Source organism: Chryseobacterium viscerum, assembly GCF_025949665.1.
In the GTDB taxonomy this organism is placed as follows: Bacteria; Bacteroidota; Bacteroidia; order Flavobacteriales; family Weeksellaceae; genus Chryseobacterium; species Chryseobacterium viscerum_A.
This window is the reverse complement of record NZ_JAPDFT010000001.1, coordinates 184,685-209,822: the sequence shown is the minus strand read 5'-3', so window position 1 is coordinate 209,822 and position 25,138 is coordinate 184,685. Positions and strand designations below refer to the sequence as shown.

At 35.9% G+C, this 25,138-nt stretch carries 22 protein-coding genes; 13 read left to right on the top strand and 9 right to left on the bottom strand.

What is annotated here, in order from left to right; all coding sequences use genetic code 11:
- Nucleotides 1-203 precede the first annotated feature (203 nt).
- Nucleotides 204-2,102, top strand: coding sequence for an ABC-F family ATP-binding cassette domain-containing protein (locus OL225_RS00990; RefSeq protein WP_264516989.1), 1,899 nt, complete (start codon nucleotides 204-206; stop codon nucleotides 2,100-2,102).
- A gap of 161 nt (nucleotides 2,103-2,263) precedes the next feature.
- Here OL225_RS00990 and OL225_RS00985 read toward each other — a convergent pair whose 3' ends face one another.
- On the bottom strand, nucleotides 2,264-3,319 hold the full coding sequence (locus tag OL225_RS00985; RefSeq protein WP_264516988.1) for a Gfo/Idh/MocA family oxidoreductase: 1,056 nt from the start codon (nucleotides 3,317-3,319) through the stop codon (nucleotides 2,264-2,266).
- 181 nt (nucleotides 3,320-3,500) lie between these two features.
- Between OL225_RS00985 and OL225_RS00980 the strand changes: the two genes are divergently transcribed.
- The 3 genes from OL225_RS00980 to OL225_RS00970 all read left to right on the top strand — a co-directional run bounded on the left by OL225_RS00980 (nucleotide 3,501) and on the right by OL225_RS00970 (nucleotide 7,240).
- Nucleotides 3,501-5,786, top strand: a complete 2,286-nt coding sequence (locus OL225_RS00980; RefSeq protein ID WP_264516987.1) for a TonB-dependent siderophore receptor — start codon at nucleotides 3,501-3,503, stop codon at nucleotides 5,784-5,786.
- Nucleotides 5,787-5,880: 94 nt separating this feature from the next.
- Complete coding sequence (locus OL225_RS00975; RefSeq protein ID WP_047379059.1) at nucleotides 5,881-6,396, top strand: membrane protein; 516 nt, start codon at nucleotides 5,881-5,883, stop codon at nucleotides 6,394-6,396.
- A 253-nt stretch (nucleotides 6,397-6,649) separates the two neighbouring features.
- Nucleotides 6,650-7,240: an outer membrane beta-barrel protein gene (locus tag OL225_RS00970; RefSeq protein WP_047379061.1), complete on the top strand. Its 591-nt coding sequence runs from the start codon at nucleotides 6,650-6,652 to the stop codon at nucleotides 7,238-7,240.
- A gap of 95 nt (nucleotides 7,241-7,335) precedes the next feature.
- Here the strand turns inward: OL225_RS00970 and OL225_RS00965 are convergent, their stop codons facing one another.
- Nucleotides 7,336-7,971, bottom strand: coding sequence for a peroxiredoxin (locus tag OL225_RS00965; RefSeq protein WP_264516986.1), 636 nt, complete (start codon nucleotides 7,969-7,971; stop codon nucleotides 7,336-7,338).
- Between the two features lie 94 nt (nucleotides 7,972-8,065).
- Here OL225_RS00965 and OL225_RS00960 point away from each other — a divergent pair, with 94 nt between their 5' ends.
- A complete protein-coding gene (locus OL225_RS00960) occupies nucleotides 8,066-8,953 on the top strand; it encodes a mechanosensitive ion channel family protein (RefSeq protein WP_264516985.1) in 888 nt (295 codons plus the stop codon).
- Nucleotides 8,954-9,208: 255 nt separating this feature from the next.
- Here the strand turns inward: OL225_RS00960 and sucC are convergent, their stop codons facing one another.
- The 5 genes from sucC to OL225_RS00935 all read right to left on the bottom strand — a co-directional run bounded on the left by sucC (nucleotide 9,209) and on the right by OL225_RS00935 (nucleotide 14,764).
- Nucleotides 9,209-10,399 carry an ADP-forming succinate--CoA ligase subunit beta gene (gene sucC, locus OL225_RS00955; protein WP_034694875.1) on the bottom strand — a complete coding sequence of 397 codons (1,191 nt, stop codon included), beginning with the start codon at nucleotides 10,397-10,399 and terminating at the stop codon, nucleotides 9,209-9,211.
- Nucleotides 10,400-10,530: 131 nt separating this feature from the next.
- Nucleotides 10,531-11,808, bottom strand: coding sequence for a chloride channel protein (locus OL225_RS00950; RefSeq protein WP_047379067.1), 1,278 nt, complete (start codon nucleotides 11,806-11,808; stop codon nucleotides 10,531-10,533).
- 2 nt (nucleotides 11,809-11,810) lie between these two features.
- A complete protein-coding gene (locus tag OL225_RS00945; RefSeq protein WP_047096689.1) occupies nucleotides 11,811-12,197 on the bottom strand; it encodes a DUF423 domain-containing protein in 387 nt (128 codons plus the stop codon).
- A gap of 1 nt (nucleotide 12,198) precedes the next feature.
- Nucleotides 12,199-13,269 carry a hypothetical protein gene (locus OL225_RS00940; RefSeq protein ID WP_264516984.1) on the bottom strand — a complete coding sequence of 357 codons (1,071 nt, stop codon included), beginning with the start codon at nucleotides 13,267-13,269 and terminating at the stop codon, nucleotides 12,199-12,201.
- A 166-nt stretch (nucleotides 13,270-13,435) separates the two neighbouring features.
- Nucleotides 13,436-14,764 (bottom strand): hydroxymethylglutaryl-CoA reductase, degradative, encoded by a 1,329-nt coding sequence (locus tag OL225_RS00935; protein ID WP_264516983.1) that lies wholly within the window; start codon nucleotides 14,762-14,764, stop codon nucleotides 13,436-13,438.
- Nucleotides 14,765-14,920: 156 nt separating this feature from the next.
- Here OL225_RS00935 and OL225_RS00930 point away from each other — a divergent pair, with 156 nt between their 5' ends.
- Entirely contained in the window at nucleotides 14,921-16,180 is a 1,260-nt protein-coding gene (locus tag OL225_RS00930) for a putative DNA modification/repair radical SAM protein (RefSeq protein WP_264516982.1), read from the top strand.
- A 177-nt stretch (nucleotides 16,181-16,357) separates the two neighbouring features.
- Nucleotides 16,358-17,116 carry a TIGR03915 family putative DNA repair protein gene (locus OL225_RS00925; protein WP_047379072.1) on the top strand — a complete coding sequence of 253 codons (759 nt, stop codon included), beginning with the start codon at nucleotides 16,358-16,360 and terminating at the stop codon, nucleotides 17,114-17,116.
- A gap of 432 nt (nucleotides 17,117-17,548) precedes the next feature.
- On the opposite strand, the gene OL225_RS00920 is transcribed toward OL225_RS00925, so the two are convergent.
- Nucleotides 17,549-18,349, bottom strand: a complete 801-nt coding sequence (locus tag OL225_RS00920; protein ID WP_264516981.1) for a DNA alkylation repair protein — start codon at nucleotides 18,347-18,349, stop codon at nucleotides 17,549-17,551.
- 95 nt (nucleotides 18,350-18,444) lie between these two features.
- Between OL225_RS00920 and OL225_RS00915 the strand changes: the two genes are divergently transcribed.
- The 4 genes from OL225_RS00915 to gap all read left to right on the top strand — a co-directional run bounded on the left by OL225_RS00915 (nucleotide 18,445) and on the right by gap (nucleotide 21,845).
- Nucleotides 18,445-18,792, top strand: a complete 348-nt coding sequence (locus tag OL225_RS00915; protein WP_047379074.1) for a winged helix-turn-helix transcriptional regulator — start codon at nucleotides 18,445-18,447, stop codon at nucleotides 18,790-18,792.
- Between the two features lie 66 nt (nucleotides 18,793-18,858).
- Nucleotides 18,859-19,737, top strand: coding sequence for a DUF4846 domain-containing protein (locus OL225_RS00910; RefSeq protein WP_264516980.1), 879 nt, complete (start codon nucleotides 18,859-18,861; stop codon nucleotides 19,735-19,737).
- 83 nt (nucleotides 19,738-19,820) lie between these two features.
- Entirely contained in the window at nucleotides 19,821-20,807 is a 987-nt protein-coding gene (gene pfkA, locus OL225_RS00905) for a 6-phosphofructokinase (protein WP_047379076.1), read from the top strand.
- 33 nt (nucleotides 20,808-20,840) lie between these two features.
- Nucleotides 20,841-21,845, top strand: coding sequence for a type I glyceraldehyde-3-phosphate dehydrogenase (gene gap, locus OL225_RS00900; protein ID WP_047379077.1), 1,005 nt, complete (start codon nucleotides 20,841-20,843; stop codon nucleotides 21,843-21,845).
- 54 nt (nucleotides 21,846-21,899) lie between these two features.
- On the opposite strand, the gene OL225_RS00895 is transcribed toward gap, so the two are convergent.
- Nucleotides 21,900-22,751 (bottom strand): hypothetical protein, encoded by an 852-nt coding sequence (locus OL225_RS00895; protein WP_047379078.1) that lies wholly within the window; start codon nucleotides 22,749-22,751, stop codon nucleotides 21,900-21,902.
- Between the two features lie 195 nt (nucleotides 22,752-22,946).
- Here OL225_RS00895 and OL225_RS00890 point away from each other — a divergent pair, with 195 nt between their 5' ends.
- Complete coding sequence (locus OL225_RS00890) at nucleotides 22,947-23,744, top strand: response regulator transcription factor (protein ID WP_264516979.1); 798 nt, start codon at nucleotides 22,947-22,949, stop codon at nucleotides 23,742-23,744.
- A gap of 79 nt (nucleotides 23,745-23,823) precedes the next feature.
- Complete coding sequence (locus OL225_RS00885; RefSeq protein ID WP_264516978.1) at nucleotides 23,824-25,008, top strand: oxygenase MpaB family protein; 1,185 nt, start codon at nucleotides 23,824-23,826, stop codon at nucleotides 25,006-25,008.
- Nucleotides 25,009-25,138: the final 130 nt, after the last annotated feature.

Genomic DNA, 25,138 nt, shown 5'->3' with positions numbered 1-25,138 from the left:
ATTTTTGTATTATTTATTAATATTATTAAAGTGTATTCATTGTGTCATATCAAATTTACTGAATAGTTTTTTCAGATAATGGACACAGTCTATTAAAAAATTATAAATATTCATTTTTATAAAAGGGGTTCCGGAAAATTTTAGGTTACATTTTCGTACTTTTGCGGTTCAATTCAAAATTAAAATCAAACCATTAATTTCCAATGAATTACGTTTCTGCAGAAAATCTTACCAAATCTTACGGCATCAAAATTTTATTTGAAAACATTTCTTTTCATATCAATGAAGGGGATAAAATTGCTATTGTTGCCAAAAACGGAAGTGGAAAATCTACCCTTCTGAAAATATTAATGGGTAAAGAAATTGCAGACAGTGGAACTGCGATCATCAACAAAGATATCCAGGTGGTATTATTTGACCAGGAAATTGATTATGATCCTAAACTCAGTATTGAGGAATTTATGATGGCGCTGGATTCAGAACCTATTCTTGCTCTTAAAAATTATCACCTATCACTTCATTCTACTGATAATGATTTTATTGAGAAAGCATTAGCCGGTATGGAAGCTCATAAGGCATGGGATCTGGAAAATGAAATGAAACAGATTCTTTCCCAGCTTAAGATTACCGATCTGGAGGCTAAAATGGGTACTCTTTCCGGAGGTCAGATCAAGCGTGTAGCGCTGGCTAAACTTTTAACAGAAACAAGGGCCGAACACAGGCATACGCTTCTTATCATGGATGAACCTACCAACCACCTGGATGTGGATATGGTAGAATGGCTTGAAAATTATCTGAATAAGGCAAAAATCACCTTATTGCTTGTAACCCACGATCGATATTTCCTTGACAGTGTTTGTGACATTATCTGGGAAATGGAAGATAGAAATCTCTATGTTCATAATGGTTCATATGCTACTTATCTTGAGAACAAAATGATTCGTGAGGAGAATCTTAATGCTACTATTGATAAGGCCAATAACCTTTACAGAAAAGAGCTGGAATGGATGCGCAGACAGCCAAAAGCCAGAACCACAAAATCAAAAAGCAGAATTGACGCTTTCTACGAAACTGAAAAGGTTGCCAAAACCGATACCAGAAAGGATGGATTGGAATTGGATTTTGAAATGAAGCGTCTGGGAAATAAAGTTCTTGAACTTAAACATATTGATAAAAGTTTTGGAGCAAAAGTTCTTTTAAAAGATTTCAGCTACCAGTTTCAACGTGGTGAAAAGGTGGGAATCATCGGAAAAAACGGAGCAGGAAAGTCTACCCTGCTTAATATTATACAAGGATTAGAAAAAGCAGATAAGGGAGAGATTGAAACCGGAGAAACTATATCTTTCGGTTACTTCGCTCAGAAAGGACTTACCTATAAAAAAGAGGACGAGCGTGTTATTGATTTCATCAAGGAGATTGCAGAATTTTATCCTTTGGCGAATGGCAGAAGCTTATCCGCATCTCAGTTTTTAAGATTATTTTTATTTGATGATCAGACTCAGTACTCTCCTATTTCTAAGCTTTCGGGTGGGGAGAAGAGAAGGCTTCACCTGATGTATATTTTGTATCAGAATCCTAATTTCCTGATTTTTGATGAGCCTACGAATGACCTGGATCTTCCTACACTAACGGTTCTTGAAAACTTCCTTCAACAATTCCAGGGATCTTTGATTATTGTTTCCCATGACAGATATTTCATGGACAGAATTGTAGATCATGTTCTGGCTTTTGAAGGGGACGGAAAAATCAGAAATTTTGTTGGAAATTTCTCAGAATACAGAGAGGCGAGAAGCCGTGAAGAAGCATTGGAAAAAAATACAACCGTAAAATCTGAACCTGCTAAAGAAGTAGCTGCTGTAACAAAAAACACTCCAGCTTCTGCCTCTAAAAAAAGAAAATTAACTTTTAAGGAACAAAAAGAGCTGGAAACCATTGAAAAGGAAATGCCTGAACTGGAAGATCAGCGTTCCAAAATTCTTGATCAGCTTAACAACGAAGCGGATTACGAAAAGATAGCCAAACTTTCTGCAGATCTTGAATCTGTTTCAGAAAAACTGGAGAATTATGAGATGAGATGGCTGGAACTTCAGGAAATCGTTTAATAATTATGAATTATAAATGATGAATTATGAATGAGTCAGAGTGTTGGAGGGTTTTAGAGTTTGAGTGTAAACAAGTTGGGAAACTTCTAATTACAACTGCTATCAAACTTGAACTTTAAACGTTGAACCTTTGAATTCATTCATAATTCATAACTCATAATTTATAATTGAATGATTCTTTCTTCTTTTACGCTTTCCAGGGAAGCATCAATGATTTTCATATTCTGAATAACTTCTTTTCCAGGGGATGGCAAAGCATATCCAAAAACAATATGCTCATAGATCTGCTGGTAATAATCCATATAATTTCCAGCTTCACTGGACGTCAGGATTCTTTCCGTTTCGGAATGATCATTCAGGAAGTTTAAAATTCCATCCGCTTCTCTCAGGGTCTGGGTCCATTCTTTACCATATACAGGAATAGCTCCTGCTACCAATTCATTTTCCTGATTGTCTGTCCTTTCCTGTAAGAAAGTTCCTCTATCCCCATGAATTGTGTAAGCATAATGCCCTTCTTTACTGAAAACCGATGTTTTTAGTCTTACTCTCAGATCATTTTTGTAGAATAGCAGGATCTCAAAATAATCATTCGCAAATTCTTTTCCTTTCATAGAAAATACGTCTGCAAAAAGTTTTTCAGGGTATCCAAAATACTGTACAGCCTGGTCTACAAGATGCGCTCCCAGATCATGAAGTGATCCTGAACCTACCTGATCCGGACTTTCTTTATGCTGCTTTCCGCTAGGGGTTGTACGGAATCTGTCAAAACGAATTTCAGCCTCTTTAATATTCCCTATTTTATTATCATTTAAGATCTTCTGAACCTGTAAAAAGTCACGGTCGAATCGTCGGTTTTGATATACACTTAAAAACAATCCTTTTTCTTCAGCCAGCTGCACCAGTTCCTCTGCTTCAGAAACATTTACTGTAAAAGGTTTTTCCACAATAATGTTTTTTCCTGCCTCCAATGCTTTTTTGGCGTATTCGTAATGGGTCTGAACCGGAGTATTGATAATCACCAGCTCCACATCCGCATGTTGAAGCATTTCTTCTACGGAACGGTAAATAGTTGCTTCAGGATATTTTTCTTTAGATTCTTCCTTACTTCTTTCCACCACAGCAGATATAAAAAATCCCGGATGCTCCTTTAAAAAAGGCGCATGGAATACTTTTCCGCTCATTCCAAAGGCACAAAGCCCTGCTTTTACCAATTGCATATTATAATTTTTAACAAATATATTCATAAAAAACGCTCTATTCCCCAGTCTAAAGGAGCTATAGAAATAATCCATCTCATTAACTATAAAAATATGATTTAAATCATTAAATTATTTTTATCTATTCTAAACAAATACTTACATTTGCGCCTTATTTAAAACTGTTCTACATAAAAATAAAATGAAAAGACAATTACTTTCTTTAGGTCTTCTATTTATTGCTGTTTCAGCAAGTTCACAGATGAAAAATGCTGAAGCAGACACCATCAGAACTCAGACCATTGAGGATATTAATCTTCACAAAACAGGAAATCCTAACCAGGCAAGACCATTATCGACAAAATCAAATCTGACGGTAATGGAAAATCCACAGCCTATTGCTATTGTTACTCACGAAATTATTGAGCAGCAGCAGGCAAAACAGCTTAGCGATGTTCTTCAGAATGTAAACGGAATGTACATTACTTCTTCCAGAGGAAATTCTCAGGACAGCTTTGGTGGACGTGGTTTCATTTTAGGAAATGATAATATTTTCAAGAATGGTTCAAGAATAAATAGTGGTGTTTTCCCTGAAGTAAGTGGTCTGGAAAGAGTAGAAGTTTTAAAGGGAGCTAATGCTATGCTTTTTGGTAATACAGCAGCTGGTGGTGTTATCAATATGATTACAAAAAAACCTAAATTCAATTTTGGTGGAAGCGTAGGACTTAATGGTGGAAGCTGGAATTCTTACAAACCAACAGTTGATATTTATGGACCATTATCCAAAAATATTGCATTCAGAATAAATGGTGCATATGAGCATGCTGAAAGCTTCAGAAATGTTGTAGAATCAGAGAAATACTACTTCAATCCTTCATTTTTATTTAATTTAAGTGATAAATCTCAATTAATTGTTGAGGCAGATTATCTTAAAAATAATTTTACCCCGGATTTCGGGATTGGATCTATCACTGAAAAAGATCAAAGCTACAGATTGAATGATGCTGTTTCCAGAAACACTTTCTTCGGAACTGACTGGCAATATCAAAATGTACAGCAAGCTTCTACGAACGTAACCTTTAATCATCAGTTTAATGAAAAATGGTCTTTGAACGCTACTGCTTCTTACCAGAACTATACTAAAGATTATTTTTCTTCTGAAAGAGTACAATGGATATATGAAACTAAAGATGCAGCTGTAGATCCTAACAGATTATCTTGGAAAAGACCTTTTGGTAGAACTTACAACGAACAAAATTATACTTCGGCACAAGTAAACATCAATGGTGAATTCAATACTGGAAAAATCAACCATAAAGTTTTAATTGGTTCTGATGCTGATTACAGCCAGGCTGATGCTTATGCTTATAATATTACTGCCCCAAAAAATCTTCTATATTTAGATGATCCTTCAACATGGGGAAGTATTGATATGCCAAATTCTACTCTTAGTACAAGAAATAGAATCAATACAAGAAGAATTGGGATCTATGCACAAGATTTTATCAGCTTAACAAAGCAACTAAAAGTAATTGCAGGACTTAGATGGTCTTATATAGAAAATATGCCTACGCTGACAACTCGTTTTACATTAAATGATAAAATTGAGGTGGCAAATTCTTCAACTTCTGACAATGCATTTTCTCCAAAAGTAGGTTTGGTTTATGCGCCAAATGAAAACCTTTCGGTGTTTGCAACTTATACTAATTCGTTTGCTTCAAATGCAGGATATACTTCAGATCAGTTTGGTACAGTAAATACCAATCAGCCTGTTACCGATGTTCAAAATCAGTTAACTACTTTATCAAGACAAAGCATAAAACCTTCAACAGTTGATCAATACGAAATTGGTATTAAAAAGAATTTCTGGAACAATGCTTTAGCTGTTAACTTAACGGCTTACCAGATTATGTACAATAATTATTATCAAACATATTGGTTCGCTTCTGCTCCAAACGGAGCACCAGTAAATTCAACAGATACCAATCTTAAAGAATATGCAGGAAATATGAGAAGCCGTGGTGTGGAATTAGACATTACAGGAAACCCAACAGAAAACCTATCTATAATCGGAGGTTTTTCTTATAACAATTCTGTTTACATTGACACTCCTGAAAAGGGATATGTTGAAAACCAAAGATTAGTAAGAACTCCTGCCACAACAGCAAATGCTTCCGTTTTCTATAAATTTACAAACTATGTAAAAGGTTTAAAAATTGGAGCTGGAATTTATTACATTGGAGACAGAATCGCTGGATGGAATGATTCAAAATCTACAAATGCAAGTAGAAACAACGTGAGTAGAATGTTTGATCTAAAAGACTATACAACTGTTTCTGTATCTGTAGGCTACGAATGGAATAAATTCTCTATCCAGGGGAAAGTGGGCAACCTGTTTGATGTCGTAAACTATAACGTTCATGAGAATTATTCAGTGAACCCTATCACTCCGAGAAACTACTATTTCACACTGACATACAGACTCTAGAATTCTTTATATAATAATTCTTTCATTAAAAGTGGAGATTGCATTTTTGCAGTTTCCACTTTTGAAATTTTAAACAAAAACAAAACAATAAGATATGGATAAGATTAAAGACACAAGAAGTTTCATGAGAATTACGCACCGTTATCTGGGATATTTCCTTGCCGGGATTATGGCCGTATATTCGTTAAGTGGAATTCTTCTGGTGTACAGAGACACCGATTTTCTGAAAAACGAAAAAAAATATGAAAAGAACATCGCTGCCAATCTTTCAGAGAAAGAACTGAAAAAAGAACTGAAGATGAAAGGGCTTGAAGTGGAAAAAACAGAAGGAAGTGTTCTTTATTTTAAGCAGGGAACTTACGACAGCGCAACCGGAAAAGCAAAGTACACCAAGAAAGAATTACCTTTCGTATTAGATAAAATGGTTTCTCTTCACAAATCACAGTCTAAAGATGCCATATCTCCTCTAAGCGTATTCTTCGGAGTTTCTCTTTTCTTCTTTGTGATTTCCAGTTTCTGGATGTTTAATCCTAAAACAAAAGCATTCAAACGCGGAATTAAGTTTACTATTGCAGGACTTATCATATCTATAATTCTTTTATTTATTTAATTATTGGGAAACTGAACAAAAGAAAAAGCACTTGAGCTCATGACCCTTTTTTATCATTTCCTTTTTAAAACCCTTCTTTTATTTCCTTTATCATTATGAAATCCTCAACAAATATGTTAAAAAAGAGGATTATATCTTACTGATAATATTAACGTTTATTTAGAAAAATTACCTAAAATTAAGAGTATGGCACATTTATTGTTTTTTCTATAACTCGTGAATAATAAACATTTAATTATTAAAATAATAAATTATGAAAAAACTTATTTTAACAGGGATATTAGCTGTAGCAGGTTTAACAGCAACCGCAAACGCTCAGATTCAGAAAGGTAATTGGATGGTAGGGGGTAACCTTGCAGGGGCAAATTTTGGTTTAAATGAAGGAGCAGGATACGACTTTGCAATTCAACCAAAAGGAGCATATTTCATTGAAGACAATATTGCAGTTGGGGGATATGTGGATTTAGGCTTCAAAGGAGCTAAAGATGCACCCACTACTTTTACATATAACGTAGGAGCATTAGGGCGTTATTACCTTAATCCGGGAGAGCAGGGAGTAAACAACTTGCTTCACCACGGAAGATGGTTCTTCGAAGGTAACGTAGGTGTTGGAGGTATGTCAATTTCTAAAGGAGGTTCTTCTTCTAATGGTCTTAACTTCGGATTCGGACCTGGTTATTCTTATTTCATCACTCCAAACATCGGACTGGAAGGTTTAGTGAAATATGACGCAAATGCAGGATTCGGAAGCGGTGGATATACTAACAAAATTACTTTTGGTTTAGGATTCCAGATTTACCTTCCAACCTCTAAAGCAAAACAAATTATCAACGACGTTAAGTAATAACTGAAATACTTATAAAAAATAAAGCGCCCGGAAATAAATTTCCGGGCGCTTTTCGTACAAATTAAAACTAAACTATAAAAAATCAAATAAAATCATGTATTGGGTTGTGGCGTATATCGTAAATAGGGTTTTATTTCAGTCACTCCTTTTGGGAATATCTTCCGTGCTTCTTCTGTAGAAACTGTTGGCGGAACAATGACATTTTCTCCATTTTCCCAATTAACAGGAGTAGCTACGCGGTAATTATCCACCAATTGTAAAGAATCCAGCACTCTCAGAATTTCATTGAAATTTCTGCCTGTAGAAGCAGGATAAGTGATAACTAGTCTTACCTTTTTGGAAGGATCAATAATCAAAAGAGAACGCACTGTAGCCGTCAGCGAAGCATTAGGATGAATAAAATCATACAACTCTGAAACTTTTCGGTCTTTATCAGCAATAATAGGAAACCGTACATTGGTATTCTGAGTTTCATTAATATCTTTCACCCAGTTTTGATGATCTTCTACTCCATCTATACTCAAAGCAATGACTTTGGTTCCTCTGGCATCAAATTCAGACTGCAATTTCGCTGTATATCCCAGTTCTGTAGTGCATACCGGTGTATAATCTGCAGGATGTGAAAACAGGATTCCCCAGGAATCTCCCAGATAGTTATAAAAATTAATATCACCTACAGATGATTCTGCCTGAAAATTGGGCGCTGTATCTCCTAGTTTAATTGACATAATGCGTTACTTTTATAGTCTACAAATTTAGTAGACTTTTTGGAACTGGCAAATTTTTTGACGAAAATTTATATCTTTAATTAAAATTTTATTCATGGAGAAGACCGGACTCAGGTATGTAGATCTTGTTTATAAAGTATTGGAAAATTGGTATGTGACATTTGCTGAGCTCACGCCCAAACTAATTGTCGGAATTTTAGTATTTACATTTTTCCTGATCACCAGTAAATATTTAAGCCAGGCAGCCGTAAAACTGTTCCATAAATTCTTCCCGAAGAGCCAAAAAGAGAGTTCATTAGTTACTTTAATCAGTATTTTCAGATTTCTGATCATGCTGATGGGTACCTTTATTGCCCTTGAAATAATGGGCTTCAGCGGTTTTCTTTGGAAATTTATCGGAAGTCTGGGAGTTGCAGGGGTTATTGCCGGAGTTGCTTTGAAAGATCTTGTATCAAGTATTTTTTCCGGAATGCTGATTGGCATTGACAAAGCATACAAAGTAGGAGATTATATTACCATTGGAGCACATTCCGGAACAGTACAGGAAATCGGTTTTTTAACCACCAAAATTCTTACTGATGATGGGAAGAAGGCTTATATTCCCAATCAGGTGGTTTTCAATGCTCCGTTTTATAATATTACCGCTTCCCCACAGCGCAGGATTATTTTAAATTTTGAAATTCCTGCTGATGAAGATATCAGTAAAGCACAGAAAGGAATTCTGGATGTTATTAAGAATCTTGACAATGTGGATAAATTAGACACCATAGAGGTGATCTTTACAGACCTGAAACAAGGGGCATTTAACCTTCAGGTGAAGTTCTGGATAAAAGTAGGTGCTAATCTGGCTCAGGTAAGAAGTAAGGCTTATTTAGGGATTAAAGAGCGTTTTGATGTGGATAAAATTCAGTTGGTGACCCCTACGAGCATCAGTATTACCAGCGGCGAGAGTAATTTACCGGAAAGCCATCAGGATAAGTAACAAAAACCTATATAAATAAAGAACACCTTAAAACCTAGGTGTTTTTTTAAGATGATTACAGAGAAAAAACCTAACAGGTTTTAAAAACCCGTTAGGTTTACAATATGGATGTTATAAAAATCTGTGTCATTCGTGTGATCTGTGGGAGAATTTAATCCAAGAAAAAACTAAAAAAAACATTCTGTCTTCAGGTTTGCAAACAAAAAAACCGTTCCAAAAATGAAACGGTTTCTTTATTTATCTGAGAATTTCAGCTTATGCTAAAACTTCTTTTACTTTGTTTGCAGCTTCTTCTAAAGTAATTGCAGAGTGTACCGGAAGACCAGACTCGTCAATTAATTTTTTAGCTTCTACAGCGTTAGTTCCCTGTAATCTTACGATCAATGGAACCGGAAGGCTACCCATTGCTTTATAAGCATCTACAACTCCCTGAGCAACTCTGTCACATCTTACGATACCTCCGAAGATGTTAATCAAAATAGCTTTTACGTTTGGATCTCTTAAGATGATTCCAAAAGCAGTCTGTACTCTCTGAGCATCAGCTGTACCCCCTACGTCAAGGAAGTTAGCAGGGTTACCACCTGATAATTTGATGATATCCATAGTTGCCATTGCAAGACCAGCTCCGTTTACCATACAAGCAACGTTACCATCTAGTTTTACGAAGTTAAGACCAGCTTCACCAGCTTCTACATCCATTGGATCTTCTTCTCTTGTATCTCTAAGTTCAGCTAAGTCTTTGTGACGGAACAATGAGTTGTCATCTAAAGTTACTTTAGCATCTACAGCGATAATCTTGTTATCAGAAGTTTTTAATACCGGGTTGATTTCGAAAAGAGAAGCATCAATTCCTGTGTAAGCATTGTAAAGAGATGAAATAAATTTCACAAATTCTTTGAATGCATTTCCTTCAAGACCTAGGTTGAAAGCAATTTTTCTAGCCTGGAACCCTTGAAGACCAATAGCAGGATCAATCAATTCGTTGTGGATCAAATGAGGAGTTACTTCTGCAACGTGCTCAATATCCATACCACCTTCAGTAGAATATACGATAGTATTTTTCCCTTCAGCTCTATCTAAAAGAATAGAAACATAAAATTCTTTAGTTTCAGATTCTCCTGGATAATAAACATCTTCTGCAACCAAAACAGAGTGTACTTTTTTACCTTCAGCAGAAGTTTGAGGAGTTACCAACTGCATTCCGATGATATTCTGAGCGTTCTCTTTAAGTTTGTCCATGTTTGGAGAAAACTTAACACCCCCACCTTTACCACGACCACCTGCGTGAATCTGTGCTTTAACAACCCAAGCCTGTGCTCCGGTTTCCGCAGTCAATTTTTCAGCAGCTGCTACAGCTTCATCTACGTTGTTTGCAACGAAACCACGTTGGATAGCTACTCCATACTTTGATAAAATCTCTTTTGATTGATACTCGTGAAGATTCATATTATTTTTATTATTTTATTTTAATATTTAAAGGTTGACAAATTTACTAAAAAGACATGGAAGTTCAAGTTTATTGACTTAAAAATTAAAGTCTGATGGACTTGATTTTTAACATATCATTCGATTTTCCCCTATTCTTCCGTTAATTTCTCAGACTGAGATCCGATAAACGGAATTTTAGGAGCCAGAAAATATCCTGTAAGACTGGCAAATAATATCGGTACAAAATAGGTAAATCCGGTAAGTGTCCCAAGGATAATCGTAGTACTCATCGGAGTTCTTGTCACACAGGCATTAATAGCCGCCATGCAGCTTACAATCGCTAAAGTAGTATCTACTGCCGGAAATAAATTGTGGATAATCAGTCCCAATGTTGTTCCTACAAAAAACAAGGGAATGATAAATCCTCCTCTCCACCCGGAAGTTACCGTAATTGCGATGGCCAGTATTTTAAAAACAAGAATCAGAATTAAAAAATTCAATCCGAAATTTCCACCGATCAGCTGGTTGATTTCGTTATGTCCGAAGTATCTTGTAATGGGAAAATTATAGGCAATAATTCCTAAAATGATTCCACCTACGAATGTTTTAATGTAAATCGGAAATTTTCTGTACTCAAAAATCTTTTTGAAAAATTTGACTACAAATATGAAAATCCATCCGAATAAAGTGCCTACAATTCCAAAGGCGGTAGCATAAGCAAAATCATACACTCCGGTATAATGATAAGCTTTCAGATCCCAGGTTGCTCCAATTCCCAGATGGATAATCAAAGCAAACATCAGATAACTGAAACAGCTTGCTACCAATGCAGGAATAATGGCTTTGTAATATTCTACAGCGTGTTTATGATGCAAAATTTCCAAAGAGAATAGGCTTCCTCCAAGCGGAGCACCAAATAATGCGGTAAAACCGGATGCCATACCGGCAATACTCAAAGACCTCAGCTCTTCCCCTTTCAATCTGAAAATTTTCCCCAGCCAGGTTCCCGTAGATCCAGTAACCTGTACCAAAGGAGCTTCAGGTCCCAAACTTCCTCCTGATGCTACACAGAAAAGAGAAGAAAGAATCATCGAAGGATTATTCTTGGGTTCCAGTTTTCCTTTATTGAATCTGATGTTATTAACAATCAGATGAATTTCTCCCGGATCTCCGATAAAATGGATCACCAGTCCGGCCAGCAAACCGCAGATAGCCATGGTTGGAATCACCTGCCAACCCTGAAATTCAGCTAAAAATTCTGTAAAATGTTCCAGTACAATCCAATATCCTCCGGCGATAATACCACCCACGAGACCTGTAACAGCCCACATAAAAAAAGTACGGCTGAACACAAACGGATTGAATCTGATAGGTTGATCCAGGAGATTGAATGTTCGTATTAACCGTCTTCTTCTGTTAATTTTCATTCTTAAATTCTGTTTTTAGCAAAATAAAAGATCAGCATTCCCCAGCTTAAGATCATCATCAGACCTCCAAGTGGAGTGATAGGACCTAAGAATTTAAGATTCATTCCCAGATAGTCCTGCATACTCAGGAAATAGATGCTTACTGAGAATAAAAGTGTTCCTGCAATCATTAAAATGGAAGTCCATTTTTCAGCAGAAGTTTCAAATTTTAAAATATACCCGATAATCAGCAGAAAAAAAGCTGCATACATCTGATATCTTACCCCTGTTTCAAAACTTTCCAGTCTTTCCACAGCTAATATTTTTTTTAAGGCGTGCGCTCCGAATGCACCCAGGATTACAGAAACCATTCCGTAAACTGCTCCAAAAACTAAAGTAATTGTTTTCATTTTATAACTCTTCTAATTCTAGGGTTAAATATTTTTTTGTTTTATAATCCTGCCACGTACCAATGATTTTATTTCCTTTCAAATTGGCTTCTATTAAAGCTTTTGGTATCCATTCCTTAAGTTCCTCACTGTGATAATCATCTTCTGTGATGGAAAAATGGTCATGGACAAATTCTCCTCTCCAGTTGATTGGTTTTTTGTTCTTGTCATACCAATAAGTAGCTGAAAAAGAATCATCCTCATTGATTTCGTTAAATAAAACCGTAATAGGATATTTTCCGTCAATTTTTCCTTTGTATAATTTATTTCCCGGCCCCGTCTGCCCCAACTTTTCAGAGCCTGATATCAGATTCTTTCCATAAATACTCAGGTATTTTTCAAGTTCTTTATAGGTAAATTCAAGTTCATGACTTCCCAGATCGTCCAAAGCTCTCATGGCATGATTAGAACATCTTCCCGCTACAAAAGTGAGTTTATCCTTTCCGAAAAAATATCGGATGCCATTCAAAGTATAATCCATGAAGCATCCTTCATATAAGCCAATCTGCTCCTGAACTTCTTCTGACGGGTTCTTTTCGGATTTTAATTTTACAAGAAAGTCATTGACTCTTTTTTTGATTTTTTTCTGAATTAAACCTGCAACCGTTTTGGCAGCATTTGTTTGAAATAAATCTTCAGCATTGATATAGTTTCCTGTTCTCAGGTCAAAATTCTTCCAATCTGAAAACTCTTCCGGGTACGCTCCCGAAGCTTCTCCATTGACTCCTATACTTAAAATGTTTTTAGGCGTTTCCAACTTCTCCCAATCATAAAAATAAACATAATTGGAATAAGAGTTGGTTGCTGTAGAGGCAAGTTTAAAAGGGTTCCCACCAGAATTCGGGATATATTCCAGTTCGTTTACCTGAAGAAATGTATTGATCTTATTGGCCACGGAAGGATTTGCAGGATAAGTAACTACAGGAAACACAAAGTTTTCAGATTTAGGCTGCAAATCCTGTATTTTTAAATCCTTCTGCTGCGAAAAACTTAACCCGGAAATCAATAAGAAAAATACTATACTCTTTTTCACTACTTTGATTTTAAGTACATTAAAATGAACTTCGCAACCAATGTAGAAATTCCCAGTATGATAAACATATTGGCAAATCTCTTGGAGCTTCTGAAACCTTCATTGTTTGTTTTCTTCAGAAAAAATCCAAAAAGAAGGAATACAATGGGTAAAATGATCTGTAACATTAGTGTCCTCTCATTCTGTTAAATTCATTGATCACCTCGTGGTGGCTCACGGTCTTATCTTTAAAATATGTCACAAAGTGCTGCTTTTCTTCTTCGGTAGCTCCCAATTGGTTCAGAATATTCAGTAAGTGCATTTTCATATGTCCTTTCTGAATTCCTGTGGTTACCAGAGAACGTAAAGCTCCAAAATTTTGTGCAAGACCTGAAACAGCAAGAATACTCATCAGTTCCTGCGCAGAAGGTTTTCCAAGTAGGGCTAAAGAGAATTTTACCAAAGGGTGAAGATTCGTAAGTCCTCCTACTACTCCAACAGAAATAGGAAGATCAATCCAGAATCTGAAAACTCCGTTATCTGTTGTACAGTGGGTCAAAGATCTGTATTGTCCATCTCTCGCAGCATACGCATGTGCACAGGCTTCTGTAGCTCTGAAATCATTTCCGGTAGCGATTACAACGGCATCTACTCCATTCATGACTCCTTTATTGTGAGTGGTTGCACGGTAAGGTTCAATTTCGGCAATGGTTACTGCCTGTTTAAATTTATAGGCGAATTCTTCAGGAGAAATCCCGCTGTCATCTTTTAAATCTTCCATTTTACAGGAAACCTCAGCTCTCACGATACAGTCAGGTGTAAAGTTGGAAAGAATATTCATCACAATCTGTAATGAATTCTTTTCTTCCTGAGTAAAATCTTCGCTGGTTGCTACTTCCTGTCTCAACGTTTTTCCAAACTGCTCAAGACATGAATTGATAAAATTCGCTCCCATGGAATCTACTGTATCAAAACTTGCTTTCAGCTGATAGTAGTTTGGCATTTCTGCCGTTTTATCCACCAGATTGATATTTAGAATACCTCCACCACGTTTTCTCATGTTGGAAGTAATATCTTCTGTTGCTTCAAATAATTTTTTCTTTAAACTGAAATTAAAGAAATGTAATAATTTGTGAGGCTCTACATTAAAAATAAAGTGGGTATGCCCCAGTTTTTCAGTATTGATAATGGTTGTTTTGAACCCCCCTTTGTCTATCCAGAACTTTGCAGCTTTTGAAGCGGCAGCCACTACAGAACTTTCTTCAACAGCCATTGGAAGCGCCACAAGCTTCCCATCAATTAAAAAGTTCGGAGCAATTCCGTAAGGCATATAAAAATTGGAGATAGTATTTTCAGAAAATTCTTCGTGAAGCTTCTGAAGATCTGCATCATCGTTCCAGTATTGTTTTAATATATTTTGATACTCCTGGTTTCCTTCAAGATATTCGTTTACGAGCCATTCGATTTTTCCCTGCTTTGGAAGCTTGGAAAAACCTTCGATTGGTTTATGATTCATGATATAAACTTTAATGAGCCGTAAATATAATGATTTTGAGACTCTTTTTTGTTGATAACTTCTATGAAAAAAGATTGACATTTATCAATTTTGGAACTAAATTTGAACAAAAATTAAGTAAAATTAAGATACAAAACGTATCATATCTTTAAAAATATGAATTTTGACCGCCTTAAAGAAAAGCTCGAAATCCTTGCTGATGCAGCGAAATATGATGTTTCCTGTTCATCGAGCGGAGGCTCTAGAAAAAATAAAAAGGGAGCTTTAGGAGACAGTTCCGCAAGTGGGATTTGCCATACTTATACTGAAGACGGAAGATGTGTTTCTCTTCTTAAAATTCTATTGACCAATCATTGCATCTACGATTGTGCTTATTGTGTTTCCAGAAGTTCTAATGATATAAAAAGAGCTGCTTTTACAGTAGAAGAAGTTGTAGATCTTACTATTAATTTTTACCGCAGAAACTATATTGAAGGATTATTTCTGAGTTCAGGAATCTTCAAAAATGCAGATACAACGATGGAGCGGCTTGTAAGAATTGCCAAAAAACTTCGTATGGAAGAGAACTTTAATGGGTATATTCATCTTAAATCTATTCCGGGAGCAAGTGATGATCTGATGCAGGAAGCGGCTTTGTATGCAGACCGGTTATCAGTAAATATTGAAATTCCTACAGAAAGCGGATTAAAATTACTGGCTCCTGAAAAAAACAGACAGGACATGATCAGTCCTATGCGCTATATTCAAAAAGGGATCATTCAGTACCAGGATGAAAAGAAAATTCTGAAGAAAGTTCCCAAATTTGCTCCGGCAGGGCAGTCTACCCAGATGATTGTGGGTGCAACCAATGAAAATGACTTACAGATCATCAAAGTTGCTGATCATTTTTACAAAAATTTTAATCTGAAAAGGGTGTATTATTCCGGTTATGTTCCGGTTTTGGAAGATCAGAGGCTGCCTTCTTTAACGACGGAAGTTCCCATGCTTCGTGAAAACCGATTGTATCAGTCGGATTGGCTGATGAGATTTTATGGTTTTAAAGCAGAAGAAATTTTAGACCCGAATGTTCCTTTCCTTGATCTGGAAGTGGATCCGAAATTAAGCTGGGCGTTACGAAATCTTCACCAATTTCCTGTTAATCTTCAGACCGCGGAATATCAGTTGATTTTAAGAATTCCGGGAATTGGAGTGAAAACAGCACAAAAGATTGTAAGTGCAAGGCGTTTTCAGATTTTAACAATGGATCATTTGAAAAAGCTTGGAGCGGCTGTCAACCGTGCAAAATACTTTATTGATTTTAGTGCCGGAAATGTCTATCTGAAATATTTAACGGATAAAAACTTCAGAAAACTGCTGATAGGTGGAAGCTCATCCAAATTTCATAATCAGTTTTCGCAACAACTTACTTTATTTTGATTTTAAACACAAGTCACACGAATATTTTCACAAATGTTCACAAATTTATTACGCAACACTATTGTCATTCTGACGAAGGAAGAATCTCTCCTATAAAATAGATTCTTCATTTTATTTCGCTCAGAATGACAAACCAACTAAATTTTTAAATAAATAAATAAATAAATAAATAAATAAATGACAACCCTACTCTACGATGGAAGTTTTGATGGTCTTTTCACCGCAATATTTGAAGTTTTTGAATATCGTTATAAAGATGTGGAAATTGTAAGCAGAGAAAGGTTTCATCAGGAAAATATTTTTGCTGAAATTCATGAAGTGATTACCCAACCAGACAAATCTGAAAGGGTTCTGAATAAGCTGGAACAGAATATCGGAAAACAAGGCGTTTATCACCTTTTAAAAGTGTTTTTATCAGAAGATCCGGATCTGGAAAACCTCATTTTATCTGTGGTAAAACAATCTATAAAGCATCCGGAAAAGAATATTCTTGAAAACTTTGCTGATTCTGATGTTTTAAAAATTTCAAAAATCTGCAAATCAGTGGACAGGGAAAGACACAGAATGACGGCTTTTGTCCGCTTTGAAAAAATGCTGGATGGTGTTTTTTTCGCCAAAATAGATCCTGACTTCAATGTTTTGCCTTTAATCAGAAAACATTTTCATGACCGGTATCAGGATCAGAAATGGATGATCTATGATTTGCGGAGAAACTACGGACTTCTCTATGATCTGGATACTTGTGAGTTTTTCTATCCTGATGAAAAGATTGATTTCGGGAATTATCAGCAGAAATTTCATGATGATGAAAAAAGCTATCAGGTGCTCTGGCAGCGCTATTTCACAAAAACCAATATTGTTGAACGGAAAAACATGAAACTTCATATTCAGCATGTCCCGAAAAGATACTGGAAATATCTGACTGAAAAATGGTAAACAGACCTGCAAAATTTAAAAAATGTTTATCACTGGTTGAGCCGATAACGCAGATTTTTATCAATAAAACTATCCAGATATTCTTGGGTACATAAGTTCAGAATTGAATCAATAATTCCATATTGTGGATAACTTTTTATTTTGACAAAAAAATATAGAATTTCAAATCCGTTTTCCAAGAGCATTACTTAGTCCACTCATTTTATGATATTTATAATCCACATTCATCAGAAACTCATATTGTGGATAACTTTTTTCAGTTAACATACTGTTAACATAAAAATTTTTTCAATGTCACTTTTACAAGAAAATTGAGTAGAAAGTTACCTACCCAATGAGAATAATGGGTTTGAAAGAATCATTTAAAAACATGAAAATCTGCAGTATATGCAGTAAAAAATTACATCAACATTTTTGTTTTGTGGATAACTCCTACTTTTTAAGGGTTCGTAAAGCTTTTTTAACGATATACTGTGTTTCTTTTGTCGGACTTTCCCGAAGCCATTCATCGCAGACTTCCACTACAAACTCGGGTTGTGATTTACTGGCATCATTCAGCCAATTGCCGACACTGTCCTGCACATATCTGGCGGAATCTGACCGTAAAGGTTTTAAAATTTCCAGTCCAAGTCCAGGATTTTGTTTTAAAGCATCAATATGTTCACACCAGACTCCTCTTGGTCTTGTAGATTCGCTGGCAAAACGTCTCACGTTCTCATCGTCATGCATCGTCCATTCTGATAAAAAAGATAAGCTTTCTTTAAGATTTTTGGAGATATCCGGACGCACGGTCATCCAACAGATTTCCCTTACTCCAAAATGAGAATCAGAAGCGAATGACTGAATTTTGTTTAATTTTTCTTTAAGTTTCAGTTTATTATTTCTCCCAATGGTATAAGCTGCCCAGCAACGTACCAGATCTGCCGGATGAACCGACAGTTTCAGAAGAAATTCATCATCATTATTTTTAGCTACCAGATTAAGCATCCCCATTCCAATTGTTTCATTAATGGTATTAACCGTTTGCTTTTTCAGCTGGTCTACGTTTTCTAAAATCGGCTTCAGGTAATCTTTACGATTATTCTGCAATAGTAAGTTTTCCAGCAGCAGCCTTTGATCTACCGCCAGCCATTCTGTAAGATTGGCGGTTTCAATTTCTCCTCTGTTCAGCTGTTCCAAAATATCCGGTGGAATATCTTTGATGGAGCGGGCTCCTTTTCGTTTTTCTGCCATACTATTTTAATGATTATCTTTACAAAAGTCTGAAAGTAAGCGGACAAAAACAATACCGCATATTTTTCACTCATAGGGATAAAAAAGTCAATTTTATGGAAACAAAGGGAAAAGCTGAAGAAAATAAAATTTGTCCGTTGGAAGTTGCTGTCAATACCATTAGTGGAAAGTGGAAAATTCCTATCGTCTGGCAGATCAATGAAGGGAAGAAACGTCCCAGTGAGTTTTTGCGCGGTATCGCTAAAGTAGACCGAAGAGTTCTCAATCAGCAGCTGGCTGAAATGGTTGAAGATGGCATTTTAACCAAACAGTCTTTTAATGAAATTCCTCCAAGAGTTGAGTATACATTGACAGAACTTGGTGAAAAATTGGTAGAAATCCTCTGGCAATTGAATGATTGGGGGAAATTATTGATTCCGGAGAACGAAGAGTCATTAAACTAACAGATTTTCAGATTATATATTGGCAGATCTGTGAAAAAAAATGATATTTGTGTTCACTAAAAACACATGAAAAAGATTATCACCGGAATCGCAGCATTTTTAATTCTCACAAACTGTACAAAAGAAAAATTATCAGACTGCTTACTGCCTGAGCCGGATAAAAATGAACATTTAATTACAGAAAACGCTCTAAAAATCCATAAGAATAAAAATACGATCCGTGAAAGATTTTCTCCTCCGGAAGGCTATGAATGGAGTGAAGAAAATCCGGACTCTTTCGGGTATTTTATTGAAAATTTTAAGCTGAAACCTTATGGCAGCCAGATTCTGAAATACGATGCCACTCCTATTTCCGCCCAACATCTTCATGAAGCCATTTTTGATATTGACACCGGAAATAAAGACCTGCAGCAATGTGCTGATGCAGCAATCCGCATGAGGGCTGAATATCTTTATAAGACAAAAAAATTTGACGAGATCAAATTTCATTTTACCAGTGGTAATCTTCTCAGCTGGAATGACTACAAAAACGGAACGAGAGCATTTGTCAATGGAAATTCGGTAAGCTTTAGAAAGACTGCTGCTTTTGATGATTCTTATCAGAGTTTCAGAAATTATCTGGATCTGATTTTTAATTATGCGGGAACTATTTCATTAAATAAAGAAACAAAACCGGTAACAAAAAATTCCGATCTTAAAACCGGAGATATTCTGATTACACCGGGAAGTCCGGGACACATTGTTTTTATTTCCGGTGTCTGCCGCAATAAGGAAGGGAAAAGATTGTTTTTATTGAGTGAAGGATTTACACCGGCACAATCTATTCATGTACTCTCCAATCCGTTTAACCCTTATTTTACACCATGGTATGACCTGGATACCGATGCTCAGGAAACTAAAACTGCACGATATTTTTTTAAACCTACAAACTTCAGAAGCTTTTAATAATTTATATTCAAAACTATTGAAAAGTTACTACGATAATCTGAACTTGTTTTTGTAAATTTGTGTTCGAAATTTTTTTCTTGATGAAAGAGAGTGTTGTAAAAAAAATTGCAGTTCTTACTTCAGGAGGTGACTCTCCGGGTATGAATGCAGCGTTAAGAGCGGTAGTAAGAACCGCCAATTACTATAATATCGAATGCTACGGGGTGAGAGAAGGCTACAACGGTCTTATCAACAATGATTTCCTGAAAATGGGAGCCCGTTCCGTAAAAAATATAATCAATCAGGGTGGAACCATTCTAAAGTCTGCCAGATCCGCTGAATTCAGAACAAAAGAAGGCCGTCAGAAGGCTTACGACAACTGTGTAAAACTTGGAATAGACGGATTGGTATGTATTGGAGGTGACGGAACTTTTACCGGTGCAAAAATCTTTAATGAAGAATTCGGAATCAGAGTAATCGGTATCCCGGGAACAATCGACAACGATATTTTCGGAACTGATAACACCATCGGGTATGATACTGCATTGAATACTGCAATGGATGCCATTGATAAAATCCGTGACACGGCAACTTCTCACAACAGAGTTTTCTTTGTGGAGGTAATGGGGCGTGATGCAGGTTTTATTGCTTTAAACAGTGGATTGGCAACAGGAGCTCTGGATATTTTAATTCCTGAGAAAAAAGACAGTATTGATGAACTTTTCGCGAAATTCAGAGATGCTGAAAAAACAGGAAAGGCATCAAGCATTGTGGTGGTTGCAGAAGGTGAAAAACTAGCCAATGTGTATGAACTTGCCGAAAAAACAAAGCAGACATTCCCTGATTATGACATTCGTGTAGCCATTTTGGGACACATGCAGAGAGGAGGTTCTCCAAGCTGTGCAGACAGAGTTTTGGCAAGCAGACTGGGTTACGGTGCTGTAACAGGATTAATGGAAGGACAAACCAATGTAATGGCCGGAATGCGTTCCAATGATCTGACGTATACGCCGATTGAAGAAGCCATTAAAAAACATAACGAAATCAATGAAGATCTTTTACTGATTTCAAAAATTTTAGCAATCTAATTATTTTTATAAATCTAATAAAAACAAACTATTATGTCAACAATTAAAGTAGGTATCAACGGTTTTGGTAGAATTGGACGTCTTGTTTTCAGAGCAATGACTGAAAGAGACAACATTGAAGTTGTAGGAATCAATGACCTTATTAATGCAGAATACATGGCTTACATGTTAAAATATGACTCTGTACACGGTATTTTCCCAGGTGAAGTTTCTGTAGAAGGAAACGATCTTGTAGTAAACGGGAAAAGAATAAGAGTAACTGCTGAAAGAGATCCTAACAACCTAAAGTGGAATGAAATTGGTGCTGACTATATCGTAGAATCTACAGGTCTTTTCTTATCTAAAGATACTGCTCAGGCTCACATCAACGCTGGTGCAAAGAAAGTAATCCTTTCTGCTCCTTCTAAAGATGATACTCCAATGTTCGTAATGGGGGTAAACCACAAGGAACTTACTGATGATATCAAAATTTTATCAAACGCTTCTTGTACTACAAACTGTTTAGCTCCTTTAGCTAAAGTGATCCACGATAACTTCGGAATTGTAGAAGGTTTAATGACAACTGTACACGCTACAACAGCTACTCAGAAAACTGTTGACGGTCCTTCAGTAAAAGACTGGAGAGGTGGTAGAGCTGCTCTGAACAACATCATCCCTTCTTCTACAGGTGCTGCTAAAGCGGTAGGAAAAGTAATCCCTTCTTTGAACGGAAAACTTACAGGTATGTCTTTCAGAGTACCAACTGTTGACGTTTCTGTAGTAGATTTAACAGTAAGAATTGATAAAGCTGCTTCTTATGAAGAAATCTGTTCAGTAATCAAAGCTGCTTCTGAAGGTGAATTGAAAGGTATCCTTGGATATACTGAAGATGCAGTAGTATCTCAGGATTTCGTAGGAGATAAGAGAACTTCTATCTTCGACAAAGATGCTGGTATCATGCTTTCTCCAAACTTCGTGAAACTTGTTTCTTGGTATGACAACGAAATGGGTTACTCTAACAAGTTAGTAGATATGCTTGTACACGCTGCTTCTTTATAATAAGTAATGAGCAATAAGTAATATAAAACCTTCCCGATGGGAAGGTTTTTTGTCTTAATTGAATTTAAAAAAATTATATCCAAATCCTAAACCAAGCCATGGAATACCATTAAAATTCCAATTCTTCCTATTACTTGTTGGAAGATCAAATCCTACAGCTAGCATCAATGTGAAATCATTATAATGATATCCTAATGCACCTCCTAATGAAATTGCTGCTACATTTCCTTCAGCCTTGCCATTTTTAGATAATGAAGTATTTTTTTCATCAAGCTCAATCTTGGAAAGCCCTGCTAATCCATTAATAGAAAATCCGGTTTTATACTCCCTAGCCTTCTCTTCATTTGGAAATTTTACAAACTTTGATTTTCCAAATTTATATCCTACATTTATCATTGCATTTAAACTTGTCTCAACATTTCCAATTTTACTATCAACATACCATTTAATAGGCAGCGTTATGACTCCTACCTGTACTGATCTATGAGGAAAACTATAATTCACCCGATCTTTCATTTTTATATAGACATTATTTTTATCAAAAAAATCATTTGTAGTTCTACTATAGGTAAAATACCACGGATAGATCATTATTTTATTATCAACAACTTTTAGATTTGCAGTAATAGTACTTCCAAAATCAATATCTGTTTTGGATTTATCTACTGTCATGAATAACACTTCAACAGGCTTTTTTTTCAAAGTATCTTTTTCGTAAGAAATAATCTGATTACGACCATCATATTTAATATTTTTGTTTACTATAGAATCTACCTTCTCCTTTGAGGCAACCCAGACAAAGCAGTCTAATGAAACCTTATTTCTTTCTTTAAAGGATTTTTGGTCTTGTCCACAAACCATCCCCACCCATCCGAGTAGAAATAGCAATAAAATTTTTGTTTTCATGGTTATTTATTTTTCAGATTAAAGTTTTTTGAATTGTCAGTGGTTGAGTTATCACCTTAAAAGGAATGTTCCGGAAATTAAGTTTCCATGGTCATTAGTTTTATTTAAAGCTACAATACTTACCTACCACACGAAATACCACAAAAGGGTGATTTTTTTAACATAATTTTATTATTTTTAAGAAAACATTAACCAATGGAGAAAAAACATCTGACTCATGCAAAAAAACCGCATCCCCTCACCAAAATCTGGAATGACTATCCTGAAATTTTACAGAATGACAACAGAATACTACCCGCTCCCGCCATTGAACATCTTATAGGAGAAATCTTCGCACCGGGAAAGTTCTATTATTATGTCATTAATTTCGCAGACAGTACCATCTGTAATCACCATGAAGACATTCTGAAAATACATGGCCTCAGTAAATATCCCGTACACCTGAAAGAAATTATAGACCTCATCCACCCCGATGACATTGAGTTTGTCATGGAAGCCGAAAGAATGTCAATAGAAAAAATAAAAGAAATTGACGGCTTTGATTATCAGCAGGAACTGAAAACCAGCTATTGTTTCAGGATGAGAACTTCAAAAGGGAATTATGAATTATTCCATCATCAGGCTTTACACACGTATAAAGATGAAAACGGCAGACTTTTGCAGGCTGTTAACATCCATACAAATATTGAACATATCACTCATCAAAATTCCTATGTAGTGCTAGTCTGCGGAACTAACGGCCGGGATGATTTTCATCAGATGCAATGGATGGAACATAGCAAACCTCATGAATCTACCCCTGTAATCTTCACCAAAAGAGAGGTCGAGATTATCAACTGTATCGCAAAAGGCTATTCCACAGGAGAAATATCAGATCTGCTGAATATTTCAGAGGAAACCGTACGTACCCACAGGAAAAACATTTTAAGGAAATCCGATTGCAGAAACAGCTCTGAACTGATCAAAAAAACTTTTGAATGGGGATATCTATAGAATTTCCATCCTGAGCCTGACAAATCTCACCAAAAAACTTCAGCAAAAATCTTGTACTTTTATAGGTAAAGGAATGAACATGATACAACCACGATTTAAAGACGCTCCTCATTTCAGAGATTTCTGGGAAAGTGGAAACGGAAAACTACTTATTGAATTTTCCGGAGCGGAAGTGAGTTTTGAAAAATTTGAAAAATTCGCTCCTTTTTTTCATCATGTGGATGAGACGGGTGATGAGGTTGTAAGAGATGTTTATTTTACTAAAAAATTTCATGAGGCATCCAGGGAAATTGAGCAGTACATCAGAAATGGAGTTTCGGAAACAGATTCAGTTCCTGAAAGTGTAAAAAAAATGTTCAGTCAAACCCAGAAAGTTCCCGAATGGCTGGATTATAATTTACTCAAAAGCGGTGCCGAACTCTGTATGAGAAGCAACCTTGATTCTTTGATCTCCCTGAGAGATTATTGCCTGATCGGCGGTTATGATTATGCTTACCTTAACAAACCTCTTATTGTAACAGAGGCATTAAAAAAGGGTGCTGTAAAACGACTTTCTGAAACATTGGATTTTTGGGTGAATGCTACCCGATACAACGCGCTGAAAATTCATGCAAAAGGGTATGAATTTGCTATAAAAACCCGCCTGATCCATTCTTATGCGAGACTTTCCATAAAAAAACATTATCAAGGCTGGGATACCGAAAACTGGGGTGAGCCTATCAATTCATGGGATATGATGGCAACATACATCGGTTTTAGTCTTGTCTTTCTTCACAGTCTTCAAAAATTGGGAAATAGTTTTTCCATTGAGGAAGAACAAGGAATATTTCATTTGTGGAAATACGTAGGTTATCTTTTAGGTATTCCGGAACAGCTTCTTCCTGATAACAAAAAACAAGCTACTGAATATTTTTACTTATGGACTTCCGTTCAGCCTCCTTCTGATAAAGATTCTGTACTCCTTGCCCACTCTCTACTGAACGAGTCACTGGAAAATCCTATATTAAAATTTGAATTCCAAAGGAAAAATTTAAAATATCTGCACGTCTGCTGCACCTGGTTTCTGTTGGATGATGAAATTTGTAAAAGATTACAAATTCCGGAAGTTCCTTACAAGAATTTGTTTCCAAAATCAAAGATACTTTTCAACAAAGTATATGATAAACTTGTCAGTCGGGATGCCAGAATACAAAGAGGAAACAAAGATCAGATGAAAGTACTGGAAGATTATCTTACTATTACTAAGAATTCAAATTTTCATTAGGATAAGTTAGGAAGATCGAGGCTGGAAGTTTCTATTAGACGATAAATCTCATTTTAAAAGTAATAAACTAAGTTCAATGCAGTTTACAGCCTTCAAAAACTCCCTTCTTCCAGCTTCCAGCATCCTTTCT